This window comes from Pseudomonas sp. B21-048 (assembly GCF_024748615.1).
GTDB lineage: Bacteria > Pseudomonadota > Gammaproteobacteria > Pseudomonadales > Pseudomonadaceae > Aquipseudomonas.
Genome location: NZ_CP087168.1, coordinates 2,351,905 through 2,365,608, shown reverse-complemented (window position 1 = coordinate 2,365,608; position 13,704 = coordinate 2,351,905). Strand labels below are relative to the sequence as shown.

General features: G+C 60.3%; 12 protein-coding genes and 1 pseudogene. 9 read left to right on the top strand and 4 right to left on the bottom strand.

What is annotated here, in order from left to right; translation table 11 throughout:
* The first annotated feature begins 9 nt into the window (after positions 1-9).
* Together LOY56_RS11090 and LOY56_RS11085 are read left to right on the top strand one after the other, a co-directional pair.
* Positions 10-672 carry a response regulator gene (locus LOY56_RS11090; protein WP_095055020.1) on the top strand — a complete coding sequence of 221 codons (663 nt, stop codon included), beginning with the start codon at positions 10-12 and terminating at the stop codon, positions 670-672.
* Positions 669-2,087, top strand: coding sequence for an ATP-binding protein (locus tag LOY56_RS11085; protein ID WP_258621738.1), 1,419 nt, complete (start codon positions 669-671; stop codon positions 2,085-2,087). The genes LOY56_RS11090 and LOY56_RS11085 overlap by 4 nt, the downstream gene beginning before the upstream one ends.
* 102 nt (positions 2,088-2,189) lie before the next feature.
* Here LOY56_RS11085 and LOY56_RS11080 read toward each other — a convergent pair whose 3' ends face one another.
* Entirely contained in the window at positions 2,190-3,089 is a 900-nt protein-coding gene (locus LOY56_RS11080) for a LysR family transcriptional regulator (RefSeq protein ID WP_258621736.1), read from the bottom strand.
* Between the two features lie 136 nt (positions 3,090-3,225).
* Between LOY56_RS11080 and LOY56_RS11075 the strand changes: the two genes are divergently transcribed.
* Positions 3,226-4,875, top strand: a complete 1,650-nt coding sequence (locus LOY56_RS11075; protein WP_258621734.1) for a GMC family oxidoreductase — start codon at positions 3,226-3,228, stop codon at positions 4,873-4,875.
* A gap of 194 nt (positions 4,876-5,069) precedes the next feature.
* The gene (locus tag LOY56_RS11070; RefSeq protein WP_258621732.1) at positions 5,070-6,692 is read left to right on the top strand and encodes an MFS transporter; all 1,623 of its coding nucleotides are present in this window, start codon (positions 5,070-5,072) and stop codon (positions 6,690-6,692) included.
* Positions 6,693-6,825: 133 nt separating this feature from the next.
* Here LOY56_RS11070 and LOY56_RS11065 read toward each other — a convergent pair whose 3' ends face one another.
* The gene (locus LOY56_RS11065; protein WP_258621730.1) at positions 6,826-7,188 is read right to left on the bottom strand and encodes a DUF427 domain-containing protein; all 363 of its coding nucleotides are present in this window, start codon (positions 7,186-7,188) and stop codon (positions 6,826-6,828) included.
* A gap of 252 nt (positions 7,189-7,440) precedes the next feature.
* Here LOY56_RS11065 and LOY56_RS11060 point away from each other — a divergent pair, with 252 nt between their 5' ends.
* The 5 genes and pseudogenes from LOY56_RS11060 to LOY56_RS11040 all read left to right on the top strand — a co-directional run.
* Complete coding sequence (locus LOY56_RS11060; RefSeq protein ID WP_258621728.1) at positions 7,441-9,381, top strand: DNA topoisomerase III; 1,941 nt, start codon at positions 7,441-7,443, stop codon at positions 9,379-9,381.
* A 155-nt stretch (positions 9,382-9,536) separates the two neighbouring features.
* The gene (locus tag LOY56_RS11055) at positions 9,537-10,064 is read left to right on the top strand and encodes a GNAT family N-acetyltransferase (protein ID WP_258622608.1); all 528 of its coding nucleotides are present in this window, start codon (positions 9,537-9,539) and stop codon (positions 10,062-10,064) included.
* A 537-nt stretch (positions 10,065-10,601) separates the two neighbouring features.
* Positions 10,602-10,931 carry a hypothetical protein gene (locus LOY56_RS11050; protein WP_052962958.1) on the top strand — a complete coding sequence of 110 codons (330 nt, stop codon included), beginning with the start codon at positions 10,602-10,604 and terminating at the stop codon, positions 10,929-10,931.
* 167 nt (positions 10,932-11,098) lie between these two features.
* The gene (locus tag LOY56_RS11045; RefSeq protein ID WP_258621726.1) at positions 11,099-11,401 is read left to right on the top strand and encodes a hypothetical protein; all 303 of its coding nucleotides are present in this window, start codon (positions 11,099-11,101) and stop codon (positions 11,399-11,401) included.
* A 28-nt stretch (positions 11,402-11,429) separates the two neighbouring features.
* A pseudogene (locus LOY56_RS11040) lies at positions 11,430-11,588 on the top strand (cyanate hydratase); the annotation flags it as partial.
* Between the two features lie 65 nt (positions 11,589-11,653).
* On the opposite strand, the gene LOY56_RS11035 reads toward LOY56_RS11040, so the two are convergent.
* Together LOY56_RS11035 and LOY56_RS11030 are read right to left on the bottom strand one after the other, a co-directional pair.
* Entirely contained in the window at positions 11,654-12,004 is a 351-nt protein-coding gene (locus LOY56_RS11035) for a BON domain-containing protein (RefSeq protein WP_258621724.1), read from the bottom strand.
* Positions 12,005-12,136: 132 nt separating this feature from the next.
* Positions 12,137-13,639 (bottom strand): aldehyde dehydrogenase family protein, encoded by a 1,503-nt coding sequence (locus LOY56_RS11030; protein WP_258621722.1) that lies wholly within the window; start codon positions 13,637-13,639, stop codon positions 12,137-12,139.
* Between the last annotated feature and the right edge of the window lie 65 nt (positions 13,640-13,704).

Sequence of the window (13,704 nt, the reverse complement as noted above, 5' to 3'; positions counted from 1 at the left end):
GGAGTCCGCGTGCGCTTATTACTGATCGAGGATGACGTGGCCCTTGGCGAGGGCATTCATCAGGCCTTGGGCCGTGAGGGTTACACCGTCGACTGGCTGCAGGATGGCAACAGTGCCTTGCATTCGCTGCTCAGCGAGACGTTTGACCTGGCCGTGCTCGACCTCGGCCTGCCGCGCATGGACGGTCTGCAAGTGTTGCGCCGCCTGCGTGAAAGCGGCTCCAACTTGCCGGTACTGATCCTCACCGCCCGCGATGCCACCGAAGACCGCATCGCCGGGCTGGATGCCGGGGCCGACGATTACCTGATCAAACCCTTCGACCTGGACGAACTCAAGGCTCGCCTGCGGGCCTTGTTGCGACGCAGCGCCGGTCGCGCCCAAGTGCTGATCGAACACGCCGGCATCAGCCTGAACCCCGGCACCCAGCAAGTCAGCTATCAAGGCGAGCCGGTGGCGCTGACACCCAAGGAATATCAACTGCTCCACGAATTGCTCTCGCCTCCGGGCCGGGTCATGACTCGCGATCACCTGATGCAATTGCTTTACGGCTGGAACGAAGAAGCCGAAAGCAACACCCTGGAAGTGCATATCCATCACTTGCGCAAGAAGTTCTCCACCGACCTGATCCGCACCATTCGCGGTGTCGGGTACCTGGTGGAGGAGCGTCGATGACTTCGATCCGGCGTCGCACCCTGACGCTGATCATTGGCCTGTTGCTGACTGGCCTGGCGATCATCAGCGTGCTCAACCTGCACGACAGCAATCACGAAATTGCCGAAGTCTACGACGCTCAACTGGCCCAGAACGCCCGGCTGCTGCAGGGTGTGATGCGCATGCCGCTGGCCAGCAATGAACACGCCGAACTGTATCAAGCGTTCAACAATGCCTTGAGTGAAGCGGTGCCGAGAGTCGATGGTCACCCCTATGAAAGCAAAATTGCCTTTCAGGTGTGGAATCGCAAGGGCGAAGTGCTGGTGCACACCGCCAGTGCGCCCTCCTTCACGACCCCGCCGACAAAACCCGGTTTCAGCGATGTGGTGGATCTGCACAACCGTCATTGGCGGGTGTTCATGCTCGAAGACAAACAGAATGATCTGCGCATCTGGGTCGGTGAACGGGACGACGTGCGTGCGGACCTGGTAGACCGGATCGTGCGCCATACCCTGTGGCCCAATGTGCTGGGCAGCCTGATATTGGCGGCCATGGTCTGGCTGGCCATTGGCTGGGGGCTCAAACCCCTGGCCAATATGGCGGAAACGTTGCGGGCACGGCACAGCGGTTCTCTGGAGCCGTTGCAACTGACTCCGTTGCCCAGCGAACTGGAACCGATGCAGGCAGCGCTCAACCGCATGCTCGCGCAAATTCAAGAAGTGCTTGGCCGCGAGCGGCGCTTCATTGCCGACGCCGCCCACGAACTGCGCACGCCGCTGGCAGTGCTGCGGGTGCATGCGCAAAACCTGCAGGAAGCCGGCACGGAACAGGAACGTCGTGAGTCCCTGGCGTTTCTGATTGCCGGGGTCGACCGCACCAGCCGCCTGGTCAATCAGTTGCTGACCATGGCCCGTCTCGAACCCAAGGCTGTGGCGCCGGTGTTGCACAGTATTGATCTGAGCGAAACCGTGCGCGCCAGTCTGGCCCAACTCACGCCCTGGTTATTGAGCAGGAACCTGGAACTGGCCTTCGACGTCGATGACCAGCCTTTTGAAGTCCTCGCCGACGCCGCCGACATCGACATCGCCCTGAACAATCTGGTCACCAACGCCGCGAATTTTTCACCGGAGCATGGCGTTATCACCGTGCAATTGAGCCGGGACGACGGGTTCTACCACTTGAGCGTCCAGGACCAGGGGCCGGGCATCGACGAAGCGGATCGCGCGAGGTTGTTCGAACGCTTTTACAGCCGTGGAAATGCTGGGGGCGCTGGGTTGGGACTGACCATCGTCAGCACCATCGCGACACGGCTGGGTGGGCGGATTACCCTGGTCAATCCACCCGAAGGCGGGCTGCGGGCGACCCTGTCGATTCCCGATGGCCAGCACCACAACTCTGTGCAACGGACCACCCGCGAGCTGCCGCCCAATGGCTGAGCGACTGCGCGCGGAACACAATCCCCGTAGGAGCGAGGCTTGCCCGCGAAGAACGATAACGCGGTGTGTCAGACTTGACGCCTTCGCGGGCAAGCCTCGCTCCTACAAGACGGGAATGGTTCCTTGCAGCAGATGTTGCTCACGCTCACACAACTCCACCACGTAATCCCACAACACCCGCAACCTCACGGACTTGTGCAGCTCGCGCCGCGTACTGATCCAATAACTGCGCTGGATGCTTTCATCGGGCAGCAACGGCACCAAGTCCGGATCGGCGCTGGCCATGTAGCACGGCAGCACGGCGATTCCCAGGCCCGAGCGCGCCGCCTGTTGCTGGGCGATGACGCTGGTGCTGTGGAAGACCACCTGAGGGTTGCGGCAGAAGCTGTTGAGGAACATCAGTTCCTGGCTGAACAGCAAGTCGTCGACGTAGCCGATCCACGCATGGCGGCCAAGGTCTTCGCGGCTGCGCAATGGCGGCGCGTGATCCAGATAGGCCTGGCTGGCGTAGAGCGCCAGTCGGTAATCGGTGAGTTTGCGGGTGACCAGCATGTCGGCGGCCGGGCGTTCCAGGTGGATGCTGATCTCGGCTTCACGGTTGAGGATGCTGACGAAGCGCGGCACCGCCACCAGCTCCACTTCCAGTCCTGGATAGCGTTCGAACAACCCGTTCATGCGGCTGGCTAGGAACATGATGCCCAGCCCTTCCGTCACCCCGACGCGGATCTTGCCCAGCGGCGCGGAGGATTGGGTGATTTCTTCCTGAGCCAGCAGCGCGACGTTTTCCATAGCCTCGGCGTGTTTGAGCAGCGCTTCGCCGGCCGGGGTCAATTCGTAGCCTTGGGCATGCTGGACGAACAGCGCGGTGCCGAGGCTTTTTTCGATGGCTTCGATGTGCCGGGCTACGGTGGCGTGGGTCGTGTTCAAGCGGCGAGCAGCGGTGAGCAAGCGGCCACTGCGCTGCAATTCGAGAAAAAACCGCAGGTCATTCCAGTCGAACATGAGCCCTCCTTGTCGTTATGTCGCGTGAATGACTCTGTCTAAAAACGCACAGCAGCTGCGCAGAAACTAACATTCTTTTAACGAAAGCTAACAACTAGGATGACCGACAACAAGAACAACAATACGAGGGTCAGGGATGCAGATTTCCCTTGATGAATACGACTACATCGTGGTCGGCGCCGGGCCGGCCGGTTGTTTGCTGGCCAATCGACTGTCAGCCAACCCGCAGCATCGGGTGTTGCTGCTTGAAGCGGGCGGGCGCGATAACTACCCGTGGATTCACATCCCCGTCGGCTACCTGTTCTGCATCGGCAACCCACGCACCGACTGGTGCTTCAAGACCGAAACGCAACCCGGCCTGCAAGGCCGCGCCCTGAGCTACCCACGCGGCAAGGTGCTCGGTGGCTGTTCTTCGATCAACGGCATGATCTACATGCGCGGCCAGGCTGGCGATTACGACGGTTGGGCGGCCGAGGGCAATGTCGGCTGGAGCTGGCAAGACGTGCTGCCACTGTTCAAACAAAGCGAAAACCATTTTGCCGGCGACTCGGAGTTTCATGGCGCTGCCGGCGAATGGCGGATCGAACGGCAGCGGCTGTCGTGGCCGATCCTCGACGCTTTCCGCACGGCGGCTGAGCAAAGCGGCATCGCCAGCATCGATGACTTCAATCAGGGTGACAACGAAGGCTGCGGCTATTTCCAGGTCAACCAGAAAGCCGGGATCCGTTGGAATGCGGCCAAGGCGTTTCTCAAACCGATCCGCCAGCGCGCCAATCTGACGGTGCTGACCGACGTCGAAGTGGACCGCGTGCTCCTGGAAAACGGCCGCGCCTCAGCGGTCAGCGCACGTTGGCAAGGCCAGGCGAAAACCTTCAAGGCGCGCAAGGAAATCATTTTGTGTGCCGGCTCCGTCGGTTCACCGGGCATCCTTCAGCGCTCGGGTATCGGCCCTCGCCCGCTGCTGCAAAAACTGGGCATCGGCGTTGCCCATGAACTGCCCGGCGTGGGTGGCAATCTGCAGGATCACCTGCAACTGAGGCTGATCTACAAACTGGAAAACGCCCGCACTCTGAACCAGATCGCCGGCACGCTGTGGGGCAAGATGGGCATGGGCCTGCGTTATCTGTATGACCGCAGCGGCCCTTTGTCCATGGCACCGAGCCAACTTGGAGCCTTCGCCCGTTCGAGGCCGGAACAGACCTCGGCGAACCTCGAATACCACGTGCAACCGTTGTCGCTGGAGCGTTTCGGCGAGCCGCTGCACGCCTTCCCCGCCTTCACCGCGTCGGTCTGCGATCTGCGCCCGCAAAGCCGTGGCCGAATAGACATTCGCTCCGCCGATCCGCGGGAAGCGCCGCTGATTCAGCCCAATTACCTGAGCCATCCCGAAGACTTGCGAGTGGCAGCCGACGCCATCCGCCTGACTCGTCGCATCGTCTCCGCGCCCGCGTTGCAAGCGTTCAAACCGGTCGAGTACCTGCCCGGCGACAGCTTGCAGAGCGAAGAACAATTGCACGAAGCCGCCGCCCGGATCGGCACCACGATTTTCCACCCGGTGGGCACCTGCCGGATGGGCAACGATGCGGGCGCGGTGGTCGACGCCGAGTTGCGCGTCCATGGCATTCCCAGCCTGCGGATTGCCGATGCCTCGATCATGCCGCGCATCACCTCGGGCAACACCTGCTCGCCGACGCTGATGATCGCTGAGAAAGCTGCGCAATTGATGCTCAGCCCCAGCGCAAGGAGCCTCAACCCGCAGAAGGAACTGTTGAGCAACCAACTGTAGGAGCGAGCGGTGCGGCGATCCGACTTGCCCGCGAAGAACGATGACGCTGTGTGTCAGGTCTGACGCCTTCGCGAGCAAGCTTCGCTCCTACAAAGATCGACGTACACCCCGCTTTATGGATAAACGCGGCGTCGGCCCACAAGGCTGGCGTCGACAGTGGAACAACAAAAACAATCACTGTGAGGGATACCGATATGTCAGAACATGTTCAGCCCCTGGAAGCCGTCCGCAGCGTCGGCACCAGTCAGGAAACCCAGAAAGTCATCTTCGCCTCGTCCCTCGGGACGGTGTTCGAGTGGTACGATTTTTTCCTCTATGGCGCCCTCGCGGCAGTCATCAGCAAACAGTTCTTCGCCGGGGTCAACGACACCACGGCGTTCATCTTCGCGCTCATGGCCTTCGCCGCCGGCTTCATCGTGCGACCGTTCGGTGCGCTGGTGTTCGGGCGCTTGGGGGACATGATCGGGCGCAAATACACGTTCCTCGCGACCATCGTCCTCATGGGCCTGGCGACGTTCTGCGTCGGCTTACTGCCGACTTACGCGAGCATCGGCATTGCCGCGCCGATCATCCTCGTGGTGCTGCGCATGCTTCAGGGTCTGGCGCTGGGTGGTGAGTATGGCGGCGCTGCCACTTACGTTGCCGAACACGCGCCGATGGGCAAACGCGGTTTCCACACCAGCTGGATTCAATCTACCGCCACCCTCGGCTTGCTGCTGTCGCTGCTGGTGGTGCTCGGCTGCCGCTACTTCACCGGTGACCAGTTCGAAGTCTGGGGCTGGCGCATTCCGTTTCTGTTTTCGATCGTGCTGCTGGGCATCTCGACCTGGATTCGCTTGAGCCTGCATGAGTCGCCTGCGTTCGTGAAAATGAAAGAAGAAGGCAAACTCTGCAAGTCGCCGCTGCGCGATTCCTTCGGCAAATGGGACAACCTCAAAGTGGTGCTGATTGCGCTGTTCAGCATCAACGCCGGGCAAGCGGTGACCTTCTACGCGGCGCAGTTCTACGTGCTGTTCTTCCTCACCCAATTCCTGAAAATGGACCCGGCCCTGGCCAACAGCCTGCTGATCGTCAGCGTGATCATTGGCGCACCGTTCTTCATCTTTTTTGGCTGGCTGTCGGACAAGGTCGGGCGCAAACCGGTGCTGATGATTGGCCTGTTGCTGGCCACCGCGCTGTACTTCCCGATCTTCAAGACCCTGGCCCACTACGCTAACCCGGCCATCGACCAGGCCAGCCGCCAGGCACCGATCACCGTGCTGGCCGACCCGGCCACCTGCACCTTCCAGTTCGACCCGGTGGGCAAGGCTAAATTTGATAGCCCATGCGACAAGGTCAAAACCTTCCTGGTCAAACAAGGCCTGCCCTACAACAGCGAAGCGGCTCCGGCCGGCAGCGCCGTGCAGGTCAGCATCGGCGAGGTGAAAATCGATGGTTACGACGAAGCGGCCCTGCGCGGTGCAGTGACCCTGGCCGGGTATCCGTCACAAGCCGACACCCAACTGATCAACAAACCGATGATCGTGGCGCTGATCGTCGCGCTGATCATCATCTCCGCCATGTGCTACGGCCCGCTGGCGGCGCTGATGGTCGAACTGTTCCCGACCCGCATTCGCTACACATCCATGTCCCTGCCCTACCACATCGGCAACGGCTGGTTCGGTGGTTTCCTGCCGACGGTGTCGTTTGCCTTGGTGGTGTACACCGGGGATATTTTTTACGGGCTGTGGTACCCGGTAGTGATTACCGGGGTGAGCATGGTGGTGGGAATGATGTGTTTGCGGGAGACAAAGAATGTGGATCTGAACAAGAACTGACGACATGCATCTCTAGCGGAGGCTTACCTGTGGGAGCGCGCTTCCTGTGGCGAGGGAGCTTGCTCCCGCTCGGCTGCGAAGCCGCCGCAAGCTGACATTAGGCCAAGCCCCCTCACCACATGCTTTCTGCACCTCAGGTATCAAGTATCTCAAACGTCACTTCTTCGGGGTAAAACGCTACATACCCGTGAATCTGCGCGACTGAGACCTTAGGGTGCTCATAACTCCACACCGCATTGGCGCCTTCATGCCCGGGGATTTGCAGGCTGAAATAGCTGGCATCACCCTTGTAGGGGCAATAGCTGGTGTGGTCGGTGCGGGCGAAATATTGTTCGGCGATGTCCTCTCGCGGGATGTAGTACACCGGAGGATAATTGGCCTCATGCATGACCAGCGTCCGAGTGGATGACGCCACTTGAATGCCATGGAACTTCACCACCACGCAGCCGGGTTGAGGGCTGATGGCGATGGGATTACCGGGTCCGGGGGCTTTCATGGAGTAGGATCCTCTGTCGCTGCTGTGCTGTATCCGCGCTCCGACAGGTATACCGCATGTTTCGGCATCGCGACTGCTTCACAGCCGAACGGAGCTGCTTGGGCTACAGTGAAGCCCCCAAAACAGCATGCCCCAACCTGCTGTCATCAACCGCAACAGCTTAAGCTGTACATCCATACAGATAAAGATTGCTCCATCGCTCATCAGCCGCCATTCTGTGCACCTCACGCATATTGATCGACGATGGTGGTTATGCAGCTGTACCTCTGTGAAAAACCTTCCCAGGCCAAAGACATCGCAGCCGTGCTCGGCGCCAAGCGTCGGGGCGACGGCTGCTGGCTGGGAACGGGCGTCACGGTGACATGGTGCATCGGCCATCTGCTGGAAACCGCACCGCCGGATGCCTATGACGCGCGTTACAAGCGCTGGGTGCTGGCGGATCTGCCGATCATTCCCGAAAAATGGAAGATGACCGTCAAACCGCGCACGGCCAGCCAGTACAAGGCGGTCAAACGCTTGCTCGGCGAGGCCAGTGAACTGGTGATTGCCACCGACGCCGACCGCGAGGGCGAGATGATCGCCCGGGAACTGGTGGAGCATTGCCGTTATCGCGGGCCGATCCGGCGATTGTGGCTGTCGGCGCTGGACGATGCATCGATCCGCAAGGCGCTGGCGGCGCTCAAGCCCGGGGCCGAGACGTTCAGCCTGTATCATTCGGCGTTGGGGCGCTCCCGGGCCGACTGGTTGATCGGGATGAACATGAGTCGGCTGTTCACCCTGCTGGGGCGTCAGTCCGGCTATCAGGGTGTATTGCCGGTCGGTCGGGTGCAGACGCCGACCTTGCGCCTGGTGGTGGATCGCGACCGCAGCATTGCCGATTTCGTCCCGGTCGCCTACTGGGCGATCGATGTGCAACTGCTGCACGACAGCACCGCATTCACCGCCCAGTGGCGTGCGGCCTCCGACGCTTGCGACGATCAGGACCGCTGTCTGAATCAGGCGCTGGCTCAGAAAGCCGCCGCGGCCATTAGCGGTGCGGCGAGCGCGCGGGTGATCAAACTGCGCACCGAGCGCATGCGCGAAGTCGCGCCTTTGCCGTTCGATCTGGGCACGTTGCAGGAAGTCTGTTCGAAGAAACTCGGGCTCGGGGCTCAGGAAACCCTCGATATCGCCCAGGCGCTGTACGAAACCCACAAAGTCATCACCTACCCGCGCAGCGATTGCGGTTATCTGCCGCTGAGTCAGCACAGCGAAGCCCCAAGTATTCTTGCTGCGCTGAAGCAGGCCGATCCGGCATTGAACGCCTTGCACGATCACCTGGAGCCCCAGCGCCGCTCACGGGCCTGGAACGATACCAAGGTCAGCGCTCACCACGGCATCATTCCCACTGCTGCGGCGAAAAACCTCGACCGACTGGTAGGCAAACAACGGGCGGTCTACACCCTGATTCGTGCGCGCTACCTGGCGCAGTTCCTGCCCAACCATGAGTACGACCGGACCCAGGCCGACTTCGACTGTGGCGGTGAAGCCTTGCGTGCCGTGGGCAAGCAGATTGTCGAGCCCGGCTGGAAACGCGCCTTGCCCGAGGCTCTCGCGCCAGCCAAGGGCCGCGAAGCACCGGCGCCGCAAACACTCCCGGCATTGGCCGAAGGGCGTGACTGCGCGGTGGCCGACGTGAAGCTCAAGGACCTCTGGACCCAGCCGCCCAAGCCGTTTACCGAAGGCGATCTGATCAAGGCGATGAAGAGCGTCGCCAAACTGGTGGAAGATCCACTGCTCAAGCAGAAGCTCAAGGACACCACCGGCATCGGCACCGAAGCCACCCGCGCCTCGATCATCCAGGGCCTGCTGGACCGCGGCTACCTGATCAAGAATGGCAAGGCCCTGGCCGCGACGCCGGCAGCGTTCAGCCTGATCGACGCCGTGCCGCGCGCGATTGCCGATCCCGGCACCACGGCGATCTGGGAACAGGCCCTGGACATGGTGCAGAGCGGTGAAATGAGCCTGGAAGAATTCGTCACCAAACAGGCTGCGTGGATGAGCAAGCAGGTGGCACGTTGCGCCGGCCTGAACCTGACCATCAGCGGGCCGGCAAGCCCGGCCGGGCGTGGCGCCACACCGTGGAAAAACAAACGCAAACCGGCCAAACGCAAGCCTTCGACCGGTACCAAACGCGCGGCGAAACCGGGTTGACGCAAAGCCTCAAGGCGTGAAAAGGACAAGGAGCTGCCGAAGGCTGCGATTTTTTGGCGTCCTTGAAGGCGCTGGAAGATCAAGATCAAAAGATCGCAGCCTTCGGCAGCTCCTACACTGATCGACATCAGCCCTGCTTTCTGAAAGGTACGACCATGGCGACAATCAGAAGCCAGCCCTCAATAGAACTGCACGCCGCCCAGCGTGACGAACTGGAAACCATCGAAAACCTGATGCAGTTCTACATCTACGATTTCAGCGAATGGCTGCCGCTGAAACTCGGGGAACATGGCTTCTTCAACATCCAGACCAAGCTTGATTACTGGCGCAACCCGGCAACCAGGTCGTTTCTGATCAAGGTTGACGGCGAGCTTGCCGGTTTCGTGACAGTGGATAACCAGACCCATATCGTCGGCGCGGAGCACAACATCGGCTACTTTTTTGTCAGTCGACGCTTTCGTGGTCAAGGCGTCGCGAAGTTTGTCGTCTCTGCCCTCTTGAGCCGGTTCCCCGGTCAATGGCAAATTTTCCACATCGATGCCAACCAGCCTGCACGGCTGTTCTGGGCCAAGGTGATGCCTGACCTCACGGGCGGTGTGTTCACCCTGCATCACCTGCCGATCGACGGTTATCCGTGCACCGTTTACCGCTTTGAAAGATCGCAGCTTACGGGGCCGGGGTAGGACGCCACGCCCCTTCAAGCCCTAGCCACGTCCGACTTTCTAATTCCAAAACCACTTTGTCCGACAATATGTAGTGAACAAAAATAATCACTACAAAATCGTTGACGCCTCCGATTTGCCCTTGCATGATGCAGACGTCTCCCCGATCGGGAGTACAGGCAACACGTTTGAGCAAGCTCGTCTGACCGCCGAGCTGTTTTTTCCCGGATACACGCTGCCCACAAGGCAGATTGAAGAAGCTGACCTGGCCTGAACGTCCAGTACAAGGGCGAGAAGCGCTGGCGATCAATCCTCATGAAGCTTGTGGCCGACCCTGAAAACGTCGGCAGTGGCCTCCAGGTTTTCGCTGCTTCTCTTCGTTGTGACGCTATTGCGTAGCAGTTATTCAACACGACTACATGCAACAGACGCGGGCCCCGTCGTATTGACGGCTGACTGCTGACGTCCTGGTTTCGGTGCCAGGGATCAACTAACCGATGGGCTACTTGTATTAGCGAATCAACTTTGAAAGATCACCAAATGGTCAAGGGGCTTACAATGAATCTGAACAATCAACCTACTATCGATGAATTGGCTCGCTTGTTCGCTGCGCAGAAAGACAGCCAGGACAGCCATATTCTGTGGATCAGCAAATCGGGCCAGGTTCATATCGACTGCCTGTCGCCCCATGCCCATGAAGAAGAGTTCGACCAGAACAACCAGAACCTGCTCGCCCGACTGAAGATGTACCGTCGCGGCCAGGGCTATGTTGGCAAGAAAGCCGCGGCCGACAAAGACTTCATCGGTAATGTGCTGCAAACGCTGAAACAGGCGTGGGCCTCGATGCAGAACCAGAACGAAGTTCGGGTGATTGATCGGTTGTACTGATCGCTTTCAAAGGGTCACCCCCCCCTAAACAAAAGGCCCCGCTCGTATCATCGAGCGAGGCCTTTTTTTGTTTTTCGCGTATGCCCCTCTAACTTCGCACTGAGTCAAAAGAACAGCGCTATGGTTAACAGAGTGCTGGACATCGGTTTATCCATTGGAGGTCTGCGATGAAAAAAATCCTGACATTCATGCTACTGGCATTGGCAGGTGCCGCTCAGGCGAACAGCGTTCCCGGCGTGCCTGCTTTTGATGTGGATTGCCCCGGGAAAATCATGGTCCACGCCGACCAGGATGGTCCGGTCATGATCAACAGCAAAGAAGCCCAGACCAAAATGATCAACGATCGCCTTTTCGAGGCCAAGGGGCCGGACGTAACGATCTCGATCAGCATCGCGGATGACGACTCGGTTGCCGTGACCTATACCAGCAAGAAAGGCGGCAATGGCATCTGCCAGTCCGTGGATGATTGATCTACACGCTGGCGCTGCCGGCCAGCGCCTTCTCGGCCAGCATGCGCTGCCAGAAGCTGCCGCCAAGGTGATTGGCGAGAAACTCGAACTGGACGCCGACGCCGTGGCCCGCCTGCAGATCATCTCGCTGCGCGGCAGCCTCTCAGGTGTCCCGACCGATCCGACCCTCTACCGTTTCTACGAAATGACCTGAAAGCTTCGCCCCGTCCTCGGTTCCCGACCGGGAAGGCGACACTCACAAAATCGCCGTTGTTATTTGTCGTCCGTCTTTGCTGACGATTGTGGCCGACGTTCAGGAGTGTCTTCGGCATTGGGCGCTTCTGGAAAACTGCCCGGCGTGAACACGTGAGTGAGCAATTCGCTGGCATCGATGTCGACGACACCATGGACCGAACGGGCCAAAGCAACAGCCTGCTCACACTGCCTATGAGTGTTGACGCGGCCGCTCAATGCCACCCTGCCTGCATGGGTTTTGACATGGACATGCAGGCCAAGGGTTGAATCGGCCAATGCCAGGGCCGACTTCACCCTGGTGGTAATCCACGCATCGTGAACGACCGTTTCCAGATCATGCGAGTAATGTTGAAAGGAATGAAGTTTCATGGCGTAACCCTCCCTCACGTAGTCAGATGAGCGCTGTCCGCCCCCATGCAGACACGGACACACATTAAGTATAGTGCGGCCGTTGTCTGGGGTCGGGGGCTGTCCCCTCACTGTCCGTTCTAGCGTGCCATCTCAGCGTTTGACCGACAGATCCGTCTGGGTCATGCGGCTACGGATCGTGAACACACCATCCCCCGAGAGAATCGCGCTACGTGCGAACAAGCGCCCACTCTCCCAGTTCGAAAGCCCCAGTTCCGGCTTGTTCAACGCGTACTGTCCATCGACCCAGCGGGTAATCCCATTGCCAACAAAAGGCGCGTTGACCGCGTTGTAGAAACGCTCCTGCGCTTGCGCCTCTTCACTGATCAGCGACACGGTGAATTGCGGGCTGTAGCGATTGAACAAAGCAATGGCCTGGTCCAGGTCGTCGACGATCTTCAGGCTGACTTCCGGGGTTTCTTCCCATTCCCACTCGCGACCCAATTGATCTTCGGGCAGCGGTTCGGCCAGCGCTTCGGTCTGATAGCCTTCGGCGCGGTACACCTCGACGCTCGCGGTTTGCCAATCAGTTGGCAAGTGCTGCTCACTGCCCTCGACGATATGCAACTTGCAGCCCTGGCCGCGAGCGGTGCCGGCCTGTTGCAGGGCGTCGAGAAACAACGGCACCAGTTCGGCGGCGCGATCGCGGTGGATCAGGCAGACGTTCAGGGTATTGCAGACTTTGCGATCCAGTGAGTTGCGCACCACGGCGGCAAAGCGCCGGGCATCGGCGTCCTTGTCGGCGATCAGCCACGCGCCACCGGTGCCGTGCAAGCTGACGGCGGTGCCGGCCTGTTGCGCGATGCTGCCCAATTGACTGACCGCACGTCCCGAACCTCGGGCCACGGCCAATGACAAGCGCCGGTCAGCAAACATCGCCCAACCGGCGGCGTGATTGACGCTTTCCACCAGCGACACCGCTCCGGTCGGCAATCCGGCATCAGCCAATGCAGGATTCAATGCGTGGGTGACGATGGCCTGCGCGGTGCCCAGCGCATCGCTGCCAATGCGCAGCACTGCAGTGTTACCGGTGCGCAATACACCGGCGGCATCGGCGAAGACGTTCGGCCGGCCTTCGAACACGAACGCGACGATGCCCAGCGGCGAGACCACTTGCTCGACTTTCCAGCCGTCATGCTCGACGCAGCTCACGACCTTGCCGCGCGTGGCCGGCGCATCGCGCCAGGCGCGCAGGCCGGCGATCATGTCGCCGCGCATGCGTTCATCGGCGAGCAACCGCGTGGTGGACCGCCCGCGTGCCTTGGCGCGCTCGATGTCGGCCAGGTTGGCGGCCGCAATCAAGGCCCAGCATTCCGGGGTTTCCAGGCGTTGAGCAAAGCGGTCAAAGAACGCGCTGATGGCGTTATCCGAGACGCTGGACATTGCAGCGAACGCTACTTCAGCGCGCTCGATGGCGACCGCCGCCGCTTGCTGGTCTGCCACCGGGATCAGCAACAACTCACCACTGACTTGCTCTACCAGCAGATGGTCGCCGGGCTGAAAGCGCGCCGCCAGCTCGGGGCTGACGACCGTGACACGATTGCCGGCAAAAGGGATCGGCGTGCCAGCGACTAGACGTTCGAGCGCAAGAGACATGAAACGGTTTCACCATGCAGGGGGACGGTCGGAAAATGTATAGCAAAATTCGCGGAGCGTCATTC